Origin of the sequence: Tardiphaga sp. OK246 (assembly GCF_900188215.1) — a bacterium.
GTDB lineage: Bacteria > Pseudomonadota > Alphaproteobacteria > Rhizobiales > Xanthobacteraceae > Tardiphaga > Tardiphaga robiniae.
Genome location: NZ_FZOX01000006.1, coordinates 355992 through 372682 on the forward strand (window position 1 = coordinate 355992; position 16691 = coordinate 372682).

Consider the following 16691-nt stretch of genomic DNA (forward strand, 5'->3'; position numbering starts at 1 on the left):
GCGGTCATGGCAGAAGAAGTTGCAACCAACGGGCGCGTCATTTTCGGGCGCGGCTACAATGTCTGGATCATGGCCATCGACGGCACATGGCGGCGCAGTTGTGTGTTGAAGGCTGTGTCGAGTCACGACGCCGAGTTGATACTCGAGACCTCCATTGAGGGCCTCAATCTGAAAGAGTTCTTCCTGCTGCTGTCGTCGACCGGACTTGCCTATCGTCGCTGCGAACTGGTCAAGGTGAACGGTGCGCAGATCGATATTCGCTTCCTGAACACCAAAGGTAGCAAGAAGAAATCGCCGGCGAAGAGCGATCACGGCGATATGGCTGACGCCTGATCATGCGGCATCAAGATATCGACGATCATCACATCGAAGCTTGTATCTTCCAACACGAATAGACCGATCTCGCCACCATCGGCCGAGACGGTTCGAAGCCCTCGCGTTCCAGCGTCAGCCTAATGGACATGGACACGAGTGGGTCGTCGTCGACGACCAGAATGCGTTTCATGGCGGCGCCCCCGCGCGCTGGAGTGAGCCTGCAGTCACTCTCCATGCAACACGCAACCGTGACGCGACGAATCGCCGACGACGCCAAGTGTTTAGTCATTTCGCCGGAGGTGTCTGTCCAGATTTGCACACTTGGGGCATTTCGTTGTTGCCGGGTTGCACGCGCCATGTACATGGTTGGATATGAGCATGATGTTCGAAGAACTGGATTATCGCCCGACGCCGATGGGTGTCCTGACCCTGCGACGTCGGCGGAAGCCGGGGACCGATATCGATATCTTTGAAATCAAGCTCGGCGACGAATTTCTGATGTCGAGCGCATTCACGGCTGCCGAGATCGCGCTGGCGGATATCGGCCTGGCGTCGCTAACCGGTCGTGGGCTGGATGTTGTCGTTGGCGGTCTCGGTCTGGGCTACACGGCGCAGGCGGTTCTCGCGCATGAGAAGGTCGGTTCGCTGGTCGTCATTGATGCACTGCCCGAAGTGATCGAATGGCATCAGGCCGGCCTGATCCCGATCGGCCGCGAATTGTCGGCGGACGGGCGCTGCCGTCTCGTCCATGGCGATTTCTTCAAGATGGCGACCTCGACGGGTGGTCATCTCGATCCCGACGAACCCGGTCGTCGCTTCGATGCGATACTGGTCGATATCGACCATGCGCCGGACAACCTGCTGCATCCGAGCCATGCCGTGCTCTATACGGCGGCCGGGCTGCAGCGTCTGTCGGAGCATCTCAAGCCCGGCGGCGTGTTTGCGCTGTGGTCGAACGACCCACCAGAAGCTGCATTCACGGCCGTGATGGAGAGTGTCTTTGGCGCCGTCACCGCGCATGTCGTGGCCTTCGACAATCTGAACGCAGACGAGGAAGTGTCCAACACCGTCTATGTCGGCACCAGGATCGAAGAAGCTGTATAGCGCGCCGTTGCGCTATTCGGCGGCCTGTTTCGCCAGCATCTGCTTGTCCGACCGGTTATCGTCGTCGCGCTTCGATCGCCCCCAGCTCGACATGATATTGGAAAGCTTGTCGAGATAGACATAGACCACTGGTGTCGTGAACAGCGTCAGCGCCTGGCTGACGATGAGGCCGCCGACCATCGCGTAGCCGAGTGGCTGGCGGATTTCCGAACCGGTGCCGGTGCCGAGCATCAACGGCACGCCGCCAAGCAGCGCCGCCATGGTCGTCATCATGATCGGGCGGAAACGCAGGATAGCGGCCTTGCGGATGGCTTCTTCCGGTTCAAGATGTTCGTCGCGCTCGGCAGCAATTGCGAAGTCCACCAGCATGATGCCGTTCTTCTTGACGATGCCGATCAACAGCACGATGCCGATCAGCGCGATCAGACTGAAATCGAAACCGAACGCCATCAGAATCGCCAGCGCACCGACGCCCGCCGAGGGCAGGGTGGACAGGATTGTCAGGGGGTGGATGTAGCTCTCATAGAGAATGCCGAGGATCAGATAGACCACAACCAGTGCTGCGAGGATCAGCAGTGGCACCGTCGATAGCGATTGCTGGAACGCTTGCGCCGTGCCCTGGAAGGTACCGCGCAAGGTCGAGGGCGCGCCGATATCCTGCATGGCAGCCTGTACGGCATCGGTCGCCTGTCCGAGGGCAACGCCCTGCGCCAGATTGAAGCTGATGGTGATCGCCGGGAATTGGCCCTGATGGCTGATCGAAAGCGGCCGCACCGGCACCGTCGTCCATTTGGCAAAGGCCGACAGTGGCACCATGTCGCTTGTCGTCGGCGACTTGATATAGATCTTGTCGAGTGAATCGAGCTTGCCCTGCATCTCGGGCAATATCTCGAGAATGACGTGATAGCTGTTCAACTGCGTGAAATACTGCGCGACCTGACGCTGGCCGAACGCATCATACAGCGTGTCGTCGATCAGTTGCGGCTGGATGCCGTAGCGCGAGGCGTTGTCGCGATCGATGGTCAGCGTCAGCGTCGTGCCCTTGGTCTGCTGGTCGGTAGCGACGTCGCGTAGACCCGGCAGCGTCTGCATCTTGGCCAGAATCTTCGGCGCCCACTCGTTCAGTTCGGCCAGATTGGCGTCCTGCAGTGTGTATTCGAACTGGGTGCGGGTGGCGCGGCCGCCGAGCCGGATATCCTGCGCCGCCTGCATGAACAGGCGTGCGCCCTGAACCTTCTCCAGCTTCGGTCGCAGCCGTGTGATGATCTGTTGCGCATTGGCGGAACGTTCGTCCCGCGGTTTCAAGGTAATGAACATGCGCCCGGTATTGAGCGCGCCGCCGCTGCCGCCGATCGACATGGCGACACTGGCGACGTCGGGATCGGCCTGCACGATCTTGCCGAGTTCTTCCTGGTGGACCTTCATGTCTGCAAAGGAAATATCCTGCGACGCTTCGGAGGAAGCGGTGATCAGGCCGGTGTCCTGCTGCGGGAAGAAGCCCTTCGGGATAATCATGAACAGATAGACCGACAGGACGAGCGTGGCGAAGAACACCATCAGCGTCGTCAGGCGCCAGCGCAGCACGAGGTCGAGGCCGCGCTCATAGGCGCGCAGCAGAGCATCGAAGGCATTCTCGCTGAGCTGATAGAGCCGGCCATGCTTGGCGTGTTTCTCTTCGCGCAGGAAGCGCGAGGCCATCATCGGGGTCAGCGTCAGCGACACCACCAGCGAGACGAAAATCGTCATGGTCAGTGTCACGGCGAATTCGCGGAACAGGCGGCCGATAATGCCGCCCATCAGCAGCAGCGGGATCAGCACCGCGACCAGCGAGACTGATATCGAGACGATGGTGAAGCCGATTTCACCGGCGCCTTTCAGCGCGGCAGCCATCGGTGTTTCGCCTTCCTCGATATATCTAGTGATATTTTCAAGCATCACGATGGCGTCGTCGACCACGAAGCCGACCGAGATGGTCAGCGCCATCAGCGACAGATTGTCGAGCGTATAGCCGAACACCCACATCAGCGCGCAAGCGCCGAGCAATGCGAGCGGTACGGTCACGCTGGGAATGACGGTGGCCCAGACGCTGCGCAGGAAGACGAAGATCACCATCACGACGAGGGCGATGGTCAGCAGCAGTGTGAACTGGACATCCTGCACGGCGGCGCGGATGGTCTGCGTGCGATCGCTGAGCACTTCGATCTTCACGGTCGGCGGGATCGCGGCCACCAGACGCGGCAGCTCGGCCTTGATCTTGTCGACGGTGTCGATGACGTTGGCGCCGGGCTGCTTGAAGATCACCAGAAACACGCCGCGCTTGCCATTGGCCCAGGCCGCCTGCTTGGCGTCTTCCGGGCCGGTCACGGCCGTGCCGATGTCTCTGACCCGCAGCGGGCCGCCATTGCGATAGGCGATGATGACGTCGTTCCAGTCTTTCGATTCCGGCAACTGGTCGTTGGCGTAGATCGTGTAGCTGCGGGTCGCGCCGTCAATATTGCCTTTCGGACTGTCGACAGTGGTGATCGCGATCTGGCTGCGGATGTCCTCGAGTTGCAGCCCCTTGGCGACCAGCTTGGCGGGATCGATCTGGATGCGGATCGCCGGCTTTTGCTGGCCGCCGATCGTAACCTGGGCGACGCCGGAGATCTGGCTGATCTGCTGCGCCAGTTGCGCATCGACGCTGTCGCTGACCGTCGTAATGGGCAGCGTGTCCGATGTCGCCGACAGCAGCATGATGGGCGAGTCCGCCGGGTTGACCTTGCGATAGGTGGGCGGGCTCGGAAGCGTCTTCGGCAATTGTCCGCCGGCGGCATTGATAGCGGCTTGCACGTCATTGGCGGCGCCGTCGATCGAGCGGTTGAGATCGAACTGGATCGTGACTGCAGATGTGCCGAGCGAACTCGTCGAGGTCATCTGCGCCACGCCGGGGATCTGCGCGAGCTGTCGCTCCAGCGGCTGCGCCACCGAGGACGCCATGGTCTCGGGGCTGGCGCCGGGCAGGGTGGCGGCGACCTGGATGGTCGGGAAGTCGACCTGCGGCAAAGGCGCGACGGGAAGCTGGGGATAGGAGACCAGGCCGACGAACAGGATGCCGGCCATCAGCAATGATGTTGCGATCGGATAGCGAATGAACGGTGCTGAAATTCCTCCGTTCATGGCTATTCGCCTTTCGCCGGAGTGGCTGCGGATGTTGCGACTGACGTCGCTACCAGCGAGCCCGGCTGCACTTTATATTGCCCGGCGACGATAACGCGCTCGCCGGCGCTCAGCCCGTCCTCGACCATCGTGCGGCCATCGATGGAACGGCCGACCTTGATTTTCTTCAGCTCGGCTTTGTTGTCGGCCCCGACCGCAAAGGCATAGAGCCCGTCGGCCCCATGTTGAACGGCATCGTCGGGAATGACGGTCGCATCCTTCAACGTGGTCACCAGCAGCCGCGTCGAGACTGAGAGGCCGGGCCACAGCACGTGGTCCTTGTTATCGAACACCGCCTTCAGCCTGATCGTGCCGCTGGTCGTATCCACCTGATTGTTGATGACCGCAAGCGTGCCTTCCGAGAGCGTCCGCTTTCCATCGGTGGTCAGCGCGATCACCTTGAGCGGATGTTCTGCGAGCGACTGGCTGATGTCGATGAGGTTCTGTTCAGGCGCGGTGAAGATCACGGCGATCGGCTCGATCTGCGCGATGGTGACGATACCGGTCTGTGTCGCGGCATTGACGATGTTGCCTTGGTCGACCTGACGAAAGCCGACGCGGCCGGAGATCGGCGCCTTGATCGTGGTGTAAGCGAGCTGGGTCTGCGCATTCGAGATCGCGGCATCGTCGGCAGCGATCTGCGCGCTCAACTGCTGCACGGTGGAGCGTTGTGTGTCTGTCTGTTGCCGTGTCGCGAATTCGCCGAGTTTGGTGAAGCGCTGTAAATCCAGATTGGCATTGGCGAGATTGGCTTCGTCCTGCGCTTTCTTGGCCTTAGCCTGATCGAGCGCTGCCTGGAACGGGCGCGGATCGATCTGTGCGAGCAGGTCACCCTCCTTAACGATCTGTCCTTCGGTGAAGGCGATCGTGTCGATCTGACCATCGACACGGGTCCGCACGACGACAGTATTAAAACCCTGCACGGTGCCCAAACCACCGAGATAAACGGGGAAATCAGCTTTTTCGACAGATGCGATTTTCACCGGGACGGGGGCAGGGCCGCGCGGTTTGTCGGCATTCGCCTGCTGTGCTCCGGTAGCTCCGTAATGCTGCCATGCGATAGTTCCGCCGGCCGCAAGCAGCGTCAGAGCGATCAGTCCAGTCCATCGAGAACGGGTAAGCGTTGTCATGGTGATCTCATCAATCTCTTGGCAGCCACTGACGCGGACAAGCGCGTCCAATGCGCGCCCGCTTGGGCGGCTCCTGATCAGCTAGGTGGCGACTCAAATGCTGTAAACACACGACCGCTTGAACGCGTGCTTCATTGCCAAATCTTCATGTTTACTATGATTTACGCGTGATTTCTCGCATCGTTCCAACAGGACACTGCGCCTCGTTTTATGCGGCGTCTTGGACAATCCACCGGCGCAGTGAGAAGCGCCTGGTGTTGTAACTGCGCGTCGTATCCGTCATAGGCTCGTCGAAGCCGACATAGCGGCTTGCACGTGTAATCTCCGGAGCGGCACATGGACGAGTTGAATGGGCGGATGATCGCCTGTCAGATTTTGATTACCGGATTGATCGCGCGGGTCGCCAATGACTCGCCGGATCCGCTGCGCTTCCTGACCGACTATCGGGACGAGATCAAAGCCGTCGTGCGTGGCATCAACATCGCCGGCATGGAGAATACGGATCGGGTAAGGCAATCGGCGCTGCAGACTGTCGACGAGATGTTCTCGCTGATGAAGCCGCCGAGCAGCGAATAGGGCGACCGTCTCATATTACCTCCCGGTAGCTGCCGCGGCCAATCTAGACATATTCAAACATAAGAACCCTGCATTCTCGCCCAATTGCGTTGACCACCCGTTCTCCTGCCGACTACGTCCATGGGACAAATTATCGCACTTGATGCGTCCTGGTGTCGCAGTTTTGGGGGAATTCGATGGGTACGGCGAAAATGCCGCGGTCTTTGCGTGCTGTTTCTGAGGTTCGTGTCGACGAGGGCGCCGATCCCCATTCTGGCCGAAAAGTAACGGCGGTTGCGGGTCTTATCGCGGTTGCGTCGTTCAGCGGTGCCGAAGCGCAGCAATCCACCCTTCCGCCGGTCACAGTGGATGCACCGGTTGCCCGGCCCCGGCCGGCGGCATCGAAGCCAAGTCCGGACCAGATTCGCGCGCGCACCGCGCTCCGCCGCGCCGCCCGCCGGGCTCAACCGGTGCCGGTCGCGCCAGTGCCGTTTCCGAATGCCGGCGGACTAGCCGCTGACCCTTATGCTGACCCCTCCGCGCCCTATAAAGGTGATCGGCTTGCGGGCGGCAAATTCACCGAGAAGCTGCTGGATACGCCGCGCACCGTCACGGTGCTCACCAGGGAAGTTCTCGAGGACAAGAACGCGACGTCGCTGCGCGATGCCGTCCGTTCGACAGCCGGCGTGACGCTTGGAACCGGTGAGGGCGGCAACGCTTTCGGCGATCGCTTCTTCATTCGCGGCTTCGATGCCCGCAATGACGTGTTCGTCGACGGTATCCGCGACCCGGCCGTTAGCATTCGCGAAAACTTCTTCACCGAACAGGTCGAGATCCTGCGCGGTCCGGCATCGTCCTTCGCCGGACGCGGCACTGCCGGCGGTGCGATCAACATTGTCACCAAACAGGCGGGCGACAAGAATTTCACCAATATCGATACCGCCTTCGGCACCGATGCCACCAAGCGCGTAACCATCGACGCCAATCAGGTGCTGAGCCCGACGGTGTCGGTGCGCGCCGGCGGCCTGTTCCAGGACGCCAATGTTGCTGGCCGCAACACCACGACTGACGATCGCTGGGGAGGCTTCGCGGCCATCAAGTGGACGCCGGTCGATGCCGTGAAGGTCACGGCCAACTACATCCACACCGATCTCAATTCGATCCCGGATTTCGGTATTCCATGGGACCGTGCGGCCAACAAGCCATCAACGGAAACCGGCATCGCGAACCGCAACAACTACTATGGCTTCGCCAATCGCGACTTCCAGCATGCCCGTCAGGATATCGGCTCGCTGAACACCGAAGTCGCGCTGACGCCGGATGTCACCTTCAGCAACAAGATGCGGCTGGAACGTTCGACCCTGGCCTATGTCGGCACTTTGCCGGAAGCGCCCCGCGCCGGCATTCCCGGCTATCTCGCTGATCCCGCCGGTTACGGACTGGTTCAGCTCAATGCCGTCAGCCGCTATCAGACCACGGACACGATCGCCAACCAGTCAGACTTGAAGTTCAAGTTCGACACCGGTCCGATCAGGCACACGACCATCGTCGGTGCGGAGATCTCGCGTGAGAAGGTCGATATCGACACTTTTACGGGCCTAACGACGGAGTCACTGCCGGGTGGCAGCACGAGCATCGGCTCCGTGATCGTTCCGATCAACAATCCGTATCTGACCTATTCGGCTTTTGCGCAGCCCACGCGTGCCAACAATCCAACGGTGATCAAGGTCGACACCAATGCGGGCTACGCCATCAACACGGCGAACTACAATGACCTCGTCTATCTGAACACCGGCATCCGCTATGACGACTACAACGTCAGCGCAGGCAAGCCGTTCGCGACGACCACGACGTTCCCGCAAAAGGCGGATAGCGGAAATGTAAACTGGAATGTCGGCCTGACGTTGAAGCCGCTACCCTATGGTAGCGTCTATGCGGCCTATGCCACGTCGACCAACCCGGTCGGTGCGGAACTGGACGGCACCGACGCACGCTATGGCGGCTTCAATCTTACCGGCGCCTATAATCAGGTGTTCGCGCCGGAGAAGAACAAGTCGGCGGAAGTCGGTACCAAGTGGGAACTGTTCGATCGCCATTTGTTGCTGACAGGCGCCCTGTTCGAGACCACCAAGAGCAATGCGCGCGAGCAGTTGACCGTTGCCGGTACCACGCAGGTCGTGGCTGGCGCGTCATACAGAATCCGCGGCATCGATCTCGGCGTCGCCGGCAAGATTACCGATCGCTGGAGCGTCTTCGGCGGTCTGGTTCTGATGGAATCCAAGGTGTTGAACTCGGCAACGCCTGCTTTCATCGGGCGCGATCTCGCCAACATCGCGCATCAATCGTTCAACCTGATGACCAAGTACAAGTTCGACTACGGCTGGGAGCTGGGCGGGCAGGCGACCTATCAGTCGCAGCGCACCGGTGGCATTCTGTACACGACCACCACGACGGTCCTGCCGGAATTCTGGCGCTTCGACATGTTCGTCGAGAAGAAGATCGACCAGAACATCACGCTCAAGCTGTTCGTCAACAACCTGACCAACAAGCTTTACTATGACGGCTTCTACAACAGCGCTGCACCGTTCGTGCTGGTGGCGCCCGGCCGGTCGGGAACACTTGTTCTCAGTGGGAAGTTCTAGGGGATGCTGATCTGCATCCCTGATGTTCTGAGCAAAAATGATGTGGCGGAATTCCGCCGCATCATGGATGCGGCCGGTTGGGAGGACGGTCGCTCGACTGCCGGTGCGCAATCGGCTCTGGTCAAACGAAATGAGCAACTGCCGCCGGACAGCGATGTGGCCCGCGCGCTCGGCAATCGCATCATCTCGGCGCTGACGTCGAATCCGCGGTTCCTGTCTGCAGCAATTCCGCTGCATATCTTCCCGCCGCTGTTCAATCGTTACGTCGCGTCGGATGGACATCACTTCGGCGTGCATGTCGACAATGCGGTGCGCGGCGATCATCTCACCGGCGTGCGTATCCGCACCGACCTCTCAGTCACATTGTTCCTCTCCGAGCCCGAGGAATATGAAGGCGGTGAGCTTGTTATCGAAGACAATTACGGCTCACACGAGGTGAAGCTGCCGGCCGGTCATCTCGTACTTTATCCTGCTTCCAGTTTGCACCTTGTAACGCCTCTAAGGGCAGGTATGCGCGTAGCGTCTTTTTTCTGGCTACAGAGCATGATACGTGATGCTCATGCGCGCAGCATGATCTTCGATCTCGACAGCGCGATTCAGAGCCTAGTTGAACGTCTCGGAAGGGACGACCCAGAAACGGTCAAATTGACGGGCATCTATCATAATCTCATCCGCTACTGGGCCGAGGTATAAGCTTGTTTAGAACTGTTCTTAAGTCGCTGGCTGTGCTGGCAGTGGTCGCGTTTGCTTCGCCAATCATTGCGCAGCAGGCTGCAAAGTCCGTGGCGCCGGTGGTTACTCAGGCAGCTCCCGCTGCGGCGCCGGCTCCGGTAACTGCTCAGCCGAGCAGCCCAGTGGCGAGCCCGGCCGCTTCGACAGCTCTTGCTAGCCCGGTGATGGAGGCCGCGCCCAGGCCGATGGTCGCTACCGGTGAGCACGATCTGTCGCCCTGGAAAATGTTCATGGGCGCGGACATCATCGTCAAGGCGGTGATGGTGGGTCTGGCTTTCGCATCGGTCGTCACCTGGACGGTCGGCATCTTCAAGATGATGGAACTGACCTGGGCCATGCGTCGCCTGAAGGCCGCGCTCCGCAAGATCGGTGAATCGCGTTCGCTGTCCGAGGCGCAGATGGCGCTCGGTGAGCGCGGCACGATCCTGTCGCGCTTTTTGGCAGCGGCGATGCGGGAAGGGCGGATGTCCGCCGGCATTTCGAGCGATGAAGGCATCAAGGAGCGCGCCGCGTCGAGCTTTGGCGAAATCGTTCGCGCTGAGGGCCGCAAGGTACGCACCGGTATGGGCATCCTCGCGACCATTGGCGCAACGTCGCCGTTCGTCGGACTGTTCGGCACCGTCTGGGGCATCATGAACAGCTTCATCGGCATCTCGAAGTCGCAGACCACGAATCTCGCCGTCGTCGCGCCCGGTATCGCCGAAGCGCTGCTGGCGACCGCCATCGGCCTCGTCGCGGCGATCCCGGCGGTCATCATCTACAATCACTTCTCGCGCGTGACGAAGGCCTATATGGAAATCGTCGGTCGTGCGCAGGGCGCCGCCGGTCGTCTGCTGTCACGCGATCTTGATCGCACGCATTCGAGTTCACACGCACGCGCAGCGGCTGAATAATCATGGGTATGTCGCTTTCCGAAGGTGCAGACGACGATGATGATTTCGGTGAAAATCACGAAATCAACGTCACGCCCTTCATCGACGTCATTCTGGTTCTGCTGATCATCTTCATGGTGGCCGCACCGCTCTCGACGGTGGACCTGCCGATCAATCTGCCGTCCTCCACGGTGACGCCGCAGAAGAAGCCGGACAAGCCGACTTATGTGAGCATCAAGCCGGATCTCGCTGTCGCGATCGGCGAGAACATGGTCAAGCGCGTCGATCTGGTGCGTCAGCTCGATGCGATGGGCGACGGCAACAAGGATCGTCCGATCTTCCTGCGCGTCGATCGCGCGGTGCCCTATGGCGAATTCTTCGATGTGATGGAACGGCTGCGTGCCGGTGGCTATCAGAAGACCAAGCTTGTTGCACTGGAAGGTGTTCCGGGCGCCGCTGCGGCATCGCCGGCACCGATCGCTGCACCTGACGCGCCGAAGCCCTGACGTTACGGAAGCGCTATGTCCGAGCTCGATAGAAAGTCGTCCTGGCGACTGTGGCTGATCGCGGCGCTTGTCGCCGTGCTGCTGCATGTCGGCGGCATCGCTGCGGCTGTGTTCGAGATGCAGCAGGAAGAGGACGACGACGGCCTCGGCGCCAATGCCATCGAAGTCGGGATGGAAATGGTGTCGCCCGACGTCGAGCCAACCGATCTTCCGCAGGGTCCGGATTCGGAGGCCTCGACCGCATCTCCGGCGGTTCAGGAGCAGAAGGCTGTCGAGAAGCAGAGCGATCTCCCCAAGGAGACGCCGCACGAGAGCGAAGAACCCGATCAGGTCGTGACCGAGAGCAAGGCGACCAAGCCGGAAGAAGAGACACCCGAAAAGGCGCAAAAACAGCAGCAGGCGTCGCAGGAATCCGTCGCGTCGGAAGCCGCCGCACAGCAGAAGCTCGATGACTCCAAGGCTGGCGAGAAAGCACAGGCGCAGCAGGGCGGCATCGGCACCGACAAGAAGCGCCTGTCCACAATCTGGTCCAAACAGCTCAGCGCCTATCTCGAAAAGAACAAGCGCTATCCGCAGGAGCGCCAGCAGAAGACCGCCGAAGTGACGGTGAATTTCGAGATCGACCGCGTCGGCAAGGTCCTGGCTGTGCGGGTGGTGAAGGGCTCTGGCGACGCCGCCTTCGACGAGGCCGCGGTTGCCATGGTGCGCCGCTCAGACCCGCTGCCGGCGCCGCCGCCGTTGATCGCCGACGACGGCCTGAGCTTCACCGTGCCGGTGATCTTCCGCGTCAAGGGCAAGGGCTGAGGAGAAGGGCGACTTAGTAGGTCGCCCGTCCGCCCGAAATATCGAACACCGCGCCGGTCGAGAAAGCGCAGTCTTCCGAGGCCAGCCACGCAGCCATTGCGGCCAGTTCCTGCACCAGTACGAAACGTCCTTTCGGAATCTTCGACAGCATGAAGTTGATGTGCTGTTCGGTCATCTGGTCGAAGATCGCCGTCTTCGCGGCAGCAGGCGTGATGGCGTTGACGTTGATCTCGTGGCCGGCGAGTTCCTTGCCGAGCGACTTGGTCAGCGCGATCAGGCCGGCCTTCGACGCCGAATAGTGCGAGGCATTCGGATTGCCTTCCTTGCCGGCGATCGAGGCGATGTTGACGATGCGGCCGTAATTCTGTTTCAGCATCACAGGGACGACGGCCTTACAGCACAGGAACGGGCCGTCGAGATTGATGCGCATCACCTTGCGCCAATCGTCGTAATCGATCTCCCACACCGGCTTGTTGAATCCGGTGATGCCGGCATTGTTGACCAGGATATCGATCTTGCCGAACTCTTGAAGCGTCGCAGCGCGAGCTTCATCAATTGAAGCCACGTCGGTGACGTCGACTTTGAGGGCAATCACGTCGTCGCCGATTTCGCTCGCCGTTTTTACGGCCAGGTCAATATCCTGATCCCAGATCGCCACCTTGGCGCCTGACGCCACGAAGCGTTCGGTGATCGCGCGGCCAAAGCCCTGGGCGCCGCCCGTGACCACGGCGCAGCGGCCGTTCAAATCGATCTTGTTCATGATGCGATGTCCTCGGTTACAGCGTCCAGCCGCCGTCGATGATGTGCGCGACGCCGGTGGTGAAGGCGCTCTCGTCGCTGGCGAGATAGACGGCGAGGGATGCGATCTCCTCGGCGGTGCCGAGACGTCCCATCGGCTGCCGGCTGACAAACAGCTCGCGGCCATTCGGGCCTGCGGCCGCAGCGCGATCGAGCATCGACGGCGTTTCGATCGTGCCGGGGCAGATCGCATTGCAGCGAATGCCTTTGGTGATGTAGTCGACAGCCACAGCGCGGGTGAGGGCCGCGACGGCGGCTTTGGTTGCGCCATAGACATAGCGGTTCGGCGCTGCCTTGAAGACACCGGCGGCGGAGGAAATGTTGACGATCGCACCATTGCCACGCGCAAGCATGCCGGGCAGGAACGCACGGATGGTCCGGTGCATCGATTTGACGTTGAGGTCGAACGAGAAGTCCCAGTCGGAATCGGAGCATTCCAGTGCTGCGCCGTGATGCACGAAGCCGGCGGCGTTGAGCAGGATGTCGATATCGCCGACCTTCTTCGCCATCGCTTCGACGGCAGCCGTGTCGCGCACGTCGAGCCGTGCAGTCTCGGCGATACCATCCTTGGTCAGCAGCGCCACGCCCTTGTCGTCGATATCGGTGGCGAACACCGTTGCGCCTTCGCGCGCAAAGGCCAGTGCACAGGCGCGGCCGATACCGACGGCGCCCGCGGTGACGAAGGCGCGTTTGCCTTTCAAGCGGTCAGACATGTGAGATCTCCCTGAAATTTTTCATTCACTCTCCGCCGTCATTGCGAGGAGCGAAGCGACGAAGCAATCCAGAAGCCAAGAAAAAAGACTGGATTGCTTCGCTGTGCTCGCAATGACGACCGAGGGATTAGTGATTATGCCGCGCCGTCCCGACCGTACCGGCGATATCGCGATAGCGCGTTGCAAGTTCGAGACAGGCACCAGTGGCCTGTTGGCCGACGGTGTTGCGATAGAGCTCCTGCCACGGCGTCTGGTTGGCCGGATATTTGAATCCGCCATTGGCCATCAGTTCGGCGCGACGTCGCTTCAGCTCTTCGTCGGAGATCAGGATATTCGCCGAGCCCTTGTTGAGATCGATGCGCACCTTGTCGCCTGTTTTCAGGATTGCGAGGCCGCCATTGGCTGCCGCTTCAGGCGTCGCGTTGAGGATCGACGGCGAGCCGGATGTGCCCGACTGCCGGCCATCGCCGATACAGGGCAGCGATAGAATGCCGCGTTTGATCAGGGCAGCAGGCGGCTGCATGTTCACGACTTCCGCGCCGCCGGGATAGCCGATCGGGCCGGTGCCGCGCACGAACAGGATGCAATGCTCGTCAATATCGAGCGAGGCGTCGTCAATGCGGTCGTGGTAATCCTCCGGCCCCTCGAACACGATGGCGCGGCCTTCAAATGCGTTCGGATCCTTCGGATTGATCAGATAGCGATCGCGGAATTCCTTGGAGATCACCGAGGTCTTCATGATCGCGGAATCAAACAGATTGCCGCGCAGGACGAGGAAGCCGGCATCAGCCACCAGCGGCTTGTCATAGGACCAGATGACGTCGTTGTCCGGTTTGGGCGAGGCGGCGCAATTTTCCCCCATGGTCTTGCCGTTCACCGTGATCACATCCTCATGGATGCGCTTGTGCTTCATCAGCTCGCGGACCACCGAAGGCACACCACCGGCGCGATGATATTCCTCGCCGAGATAGAAGCCGGCCGGCTGCATGTTGACCAGCAGCGGTACGTCATGGCCGAATTTCTGCCAGTCGTCGATATCGAGTTCGACGCCGATATGACGCGCCAGCGCGTTGATATGGATAGGGGCGTTGGTCGAGCCGCCAATGGCAGAGTTGACCACGATGCAGTTCTCGAACGCCTTGCGCGTCAGGATGTCCGACGGCTTGAGGTCCTCCCACACCATGTCGACGATACGACTGCCCGTCTCATAGGCAATCTGACCGCGCTCGCGATAGGGAGCGGGGATGGCAGCGCAGCCGGGCAGTGACATGCCCAATGCTTCGGCCAGCGAATTCATCGTCGACGCGGTGCCCATGGTGTTGCAATGGCCGACCGACGGCGCCGAGGACGCGACCAGCGTCATGAATTCTTCGTAGCCGATCTCGCCGGCGGCCAGCCGCTCACGCGATTTCCATACCACGGTGCCGGAGCCGGTGCGCTGGCCTTCATGCCAACCATTCAACATCGGACCGCCGGACAACACGATCGCGGGCAGATTTACGGTAGCCGCTGCCATCAAGCAGGCAGGCGTGGTTTTGTCGCAGCCGGTTGTCAGCACCACGCCATCGAGCGGATAGCCGAACAGGATTTCCACAAGGCCGAGATAAGCAAGGTTGCGATCAAGCGCCGCAGTCGGCCGCTTACCGGTCTCCTGAATCGGATGCACCGGAAACTCCATCACCAGACCGCCGGCGGCGGTAATGCCTTCGCGCACGCGCTTGGCGAGTTCGAGATGATGGCGATTACAGGGCGACAGGTCGTTGCCAGTCTGCGCAATGCCGATGATTGGCTTGCCGGACTGCAATTCGTGACGCGTCAGGCCGTAGTTCAGATAGCGCTCAAGATAGAGTGCAGTCATTCCGGGATTGTGGGGATCGTTGAACCATTCGCTCGAACGAAGTTTGCGCTTGGTTGCCTTTGCAGGCGAGGTCCCCGCAGTCGGCGTGGACGAAGTCGACTTGGTCATCATTTCTCCCGCAGCGCACACTTTATATTCTGGTGCGTCGTCTCTTTTGATTGGTCACGAATGTTTGCACGCCACTGGCTGCTTCGCAACGTTTGCATCTGCGAAGTTTTTCTACGACTATGATCCAACGACACGCCGCCAGAAAATCTGGTAGGATGTCAGACAAGTAAGAACAGGCGGCTCCGGCAATCGGAGGACGCAGTCTCTAAAATGGGACATTTGGGAGGGAAATGTATGGCGTCCGTGCAGATTCACGACGTTCGTAAGTCTTTTGGCGGTTTTGAGGTTCTCCACGGCGTGTCGGTCCCCATCGAGGATGGCCAATTCGTGGTTCTGGTTGGGCCATCCGGCTGCGGAAAATCCACATTGCTGCGCATGTTGGCGGGCCTGGAGAAGATCACCTCCGGCACGATTTCGATCGGCGATCGCGTGGTCAATGATGTCCAGCCGAAAGAGCGCGACATCGCCATGGTGTTCCAGAATTACGCGCTGTATCCGCATATGACGGTTGCCCAGAATATGGGCTTTTCGCTGAAGCTGCGCGGCGCCGACAAAAGCGAGATCGATCAGAAGGTCAATCGCGCCGCCGATATTCTCGATTTGAGGCGATTGCTTGAGCGTTTCCCCCGGCAGTTGTCGGGTGGTCAGCGCCAGCGCGTCGCCATGGGCCGCGCCATTGTGCGTGACCCGCAGGTGTTTTTGTTCGACGAGCCGCTGTCGAATCTCGATGCCAAGCTGCGCGTCGCCATGCGCGCCGAGATCAAGGAACTGCATCAGCGCCTCAAGACGACAACGGTTTATGTGACCCATGACCAGATCGAAGCCATGACCATGGCCGACAAGATCGTGGTGATGCAAGACGGCATCGTCGAGCAGATGGGCGCACCATTGGAACTCTACGATCGCCCCGAGAACAAGTTCGTTGCCGGCTTCATCGGATCGCCTGCGATGAATTTTCTCGAAGGCACGCTGAAGGTGAATGGCGGACAGCCCTGGGTGGAGACCGCAAACGGTGCGAAGCTGCCGATCACGGCAGCGCCTGCGGCAGGGAACGACAAGGCTGTCACTTACGGCATTCGTCCCGAGCATCTCGAATTCGCCGATGACGGCATCGAGGCCGAGGTCGTGGTGGTCGAGCCGATGGGGTCGGAAACCCAGGTCGTTGCGCGCATTGGCACGCAGGACATCATCGCGATCTTCCGCGATCGGCGTCCGGTCGCGCCGGGCGACAAGATTCATCTCAGGCCGCGCGCGAATTCGGCGCATCTGTTCGACAAGGAGACCGGCAAGCGCGTCAACTGACGCGCTTTTCCGCCAAATCAATTTCAAAACATTGGTCGATCAACGAACCAATATTAC

Annotated in this window: 14 protein-coding genes; 9 read left to right on the forward strand and 5 right to left on the reverse strand. The window is 60.5% G+C overall.

The window, feature by feature from the left end:
* Positions 1–6 precede the first annotated feature (6 nt).
* Complete coding sequence (locus CHC01_RS25720; RefSeq protein ID WP_068730616.1) at positions 7–333, forward strand: pilus assembly protein PilZ; 327 nt, start codon at positions 7–9, stop codon at positions 331–333.
* A gap of 360 nt (positions 334–693) precedes the next feature.
* Positions 694–1419, forward strand: a complete 726-nt coding sequence (locus CHC01_RS25730) for a spermine/spermidine synthase domain-containing protein (protein WP_210421710.1) — start codon at positions 694–696, stop codon at positions 1417–1419.
* Between the two features lie 12 nt (positions 1420–1431).
* On the opposite strand, the gene CHC01_RS25735 is transcribed toward CHC01_RS25730, so the two are convergent.
* Positions 1432–4575: a multidrug efflux RND transporter permease subunit gene (locus CHC01_RS25735; RefSeq protein WP_089267191.1), complete on the reverse strand. Its 3144-nt coding sequence runs from the start codon at positions 4573–4575 to the stop codon at positions 1432–1434.
* A gap of 2 nt (positions 4576–4577) precedes the next feature.
* A complete protein-coding gene (locus CHC01_RS25740; RefSeq protein ID WP_089267326.1) occupies positions 4578–5744 on the reverse strand; it encodes an efflux RND transporter periplasmic adaptor subunit in 1167 nt (388 codons plus the stop codon).
* Between the two features lie 336 nt (positions 5745–6080).
* Here CHC01_RS25740 and CHC01_RS25745 point away from each other — a divergent pair, with 336 nt between their 5' ends.
* From CHC01_RS25745 to CHC01_RS25770, 6 genes are all read left to right on the forward strand, one after another.
* Positions 6081–6320 (forward strand): hypothetical protein, encoded by a 240-nt coding sequence (locus CHC01_RS25745; protein ID WP_089267192.1) that lies wholly within the window; start codon positions 6081–6083, stop codon positions 6318–6320.
* A gap of 176 nt (positions 6321–6496) precedes the next feature.
* Positions 6497–8941: a TonB-dependent receptor gene (locus CHC01_RS25750; protein WP_089267193.1), complete on the forward strand. Its 2445-nt coding sequence runs from the start codon at positions 6497–6499 to the stop codon at positions 8939–8941.
* A 3-nt stretch (positions 8942–8944) separates the two neighbouring features.
* Positions 8945–9634, forward strand: coding sequence for a Fe2+-dependent dioxygenase (locus CHC01_RS25755; RefSeq protein ID WP_089267194.1), 690 nt, complete (start codon positions 8945–8947; stop codon positions 9632–9634).
* 2 nt (positions 9635–9636) lie between these two features.
* Positions 9637–10566, forward strand: a complete 930-nt coding sequence (gene exbB, locus CHC01_RS25760; RefSeq protein WP_089267195.1) for a tonB-system energizer ExbB — start codon at positions 9637–9639, stop codon at positions 10564–10566.
* Between the two features lie 2 nt (positions 10567–10568).
* A complete protein-coding gene (gene exbD / locus CHC01_RS25765) occupies positions 10569–11051 on the forward strand; it encodes a TonB system transport protein ExbD (RefSeq protein WP_089267196.1) in 483 nt (160 codons plus the stop codon).
* Positions 11052–11066: 15 nt separating this feature from the next.
* The gene (locus CHC01_RS25770; RefSeq protein WP_089267197.1) at positions 11067–11855 is read left to right on the forward strand and encodes an energy transducer TonB family protein; all 789 of its coding nucleotides are present in this window, start codon (positions 11067–11069) and stop codon (positions 11853–11855) included.
* 13 nt (positions 11856–11868) lie between these two features.
* Here the strand turns inward: CHC01_RS25770 and CHC01_RS25775 are convergent, their stop codons facing one another.
* The 3 genes from CHC01_RS25775 to CHC01_RS25785 form a co-directional block, all read right to left on the reverse strand.
* A complete protein-coding gene (locus CHC01_RS25775) occupies positions 11869–12615 on the reverse strand; it encodes an SDR family NAD(P)-dependent oxidoreductase (RefSeq protein ID WP_089267198.1) in 747 nt (248 codons plus the stop codon).
* A gap of 16 nt (positions 12616–12631) precedes the next feature.
* Positions 12632–13366, reverse strand: coding sequence for an SDR family oxidoreductase (locus tag CHC01_RS25780; protein WP_068730627.1), 735 nt, complete (start codon positions 13364–13366; stop codon positions 12632–12634).
* Between the two features lie 127 nt (positions 13367–13493).
* Positions 13494–15332, reverse strand: coding sequence for an IlvD/Edd family dehydratase (locus CHC01_RS25785; protein ID WP_089267199.1), 1839 nt, complete (start codon positions 15330–15332; stop codon positions 13494–13496).
* 234 nt (positions 15333–15566) lie between these two features.
* Between CHC01_RS25785 and CHC01_RS25790 the strand changes: the two genes are divergently transcribed.
* Positions 15567–16634, forward strand: coding sequence for an ABC transporter ATP-binding protein (locus CHC01_RS25790; RefSeq protein WP_089267200.1), 1068 nt, complete (start codon positions 15567–15569; stop codon positions 16632–16634).
* Positions 16635–16691 lie beyond the last annotated feature (57 nt).

Excerpts from the sequence above, each read along its gene's own strand:
- CHC01_RS25740 (WP_089267326.1), bottom strand. The coding sequence starts at position 5,744 with ATGACAACGCTTACCCGTTCTCGATGGACTGGACTGATCGCTCTGACG.
- CHC01_RS25745 (WP_089267192.1), top strand. The coding sequence starts at position 6,081 with ATGGACGAGTTGAATGGGCGGATGATCGCCTGTCAGATTTTGATTACC.
- CHC01_RS25770 (WP_089267197.1), top strand. The coding sequence starts at position 11,067 with ATGTCCGAGCTCGATAGAAAGTCGTCCTGGCGACTGTGGCTGATCGCG.
- CHC01_RS25780 (WP_068730627.1), bottom strand. The coding sequence starts at position 13,366 with ATGTCTGACCGCTTGAAAGGCAAACGCGCCTTCGTCACCGCGGGCGCC.
- CHC01_RS25775 (WP_089267198.1), bottom strand. The coding sequence starts at position 12,615 with ATGAACAAGATCGATTTGAACGGCCGCTGCGCCGTGGTCACGGGCGGC.
- CHC01_RS25730 (WP_210421710.1), top strand. The coding sequence starts at position 694 with ATGATGTTCGAAGAACTGGATTATCGCCCGACGCCGATGGGTGTCCTG.
- CHC01_RS25755 (WP_089267194.1), top strand. The coding sequence starts at position 8,945 with ATGCTGATCTGCATCCCTGATGTTCTGAGCAAAAATGATGTGGCGGAA.
- CHC01_RS25785 (WP_089267199.1), bottom strand. The coding sequence starts at position 15,332 with ATGACCAAGTCGACTTCGTCCACGCCGACTGCGGGGACCTCGCCTGCA.
- CHC01_RS25735 (WP_089267191.1), bottom strand. The coding sequence starts at position 4,575 with ATGAACGGAGGAATTTCAGCACCGTTCATTCGCTATCCGATCGCAACA.
- CHC01_RS25750 (WP_089267193.1), top strand. The coding sequence starts at position 6,497 with ATGGGTACGGCGAAAATGCCGCGGTCTTTGCGTGCTGTTTCTGAGGTT.
- CHC01_RS25790 (WP_089267200.1), top strand. The coding sequence starts at position 15,567 with ATGGCGTCCGTGCAGATTCACGACGTTCGTAAGTCTTTTGGCGGTTTT.
- CHC01_RS25720 (WP_068730616.1), top strand. The coding sequence starts at position 7 with ATGGCAGAAGAAGTTGCAACCAACGGGCGCGTCATTTTCGGGCGCGGC.
- exbD (WP_089267196.1), top strand. The coding sequence starts at position 10,569 with ATGGGTATGTCGCTTTCCGAAGGTGCAGACGACGATGATGATTTCGGT.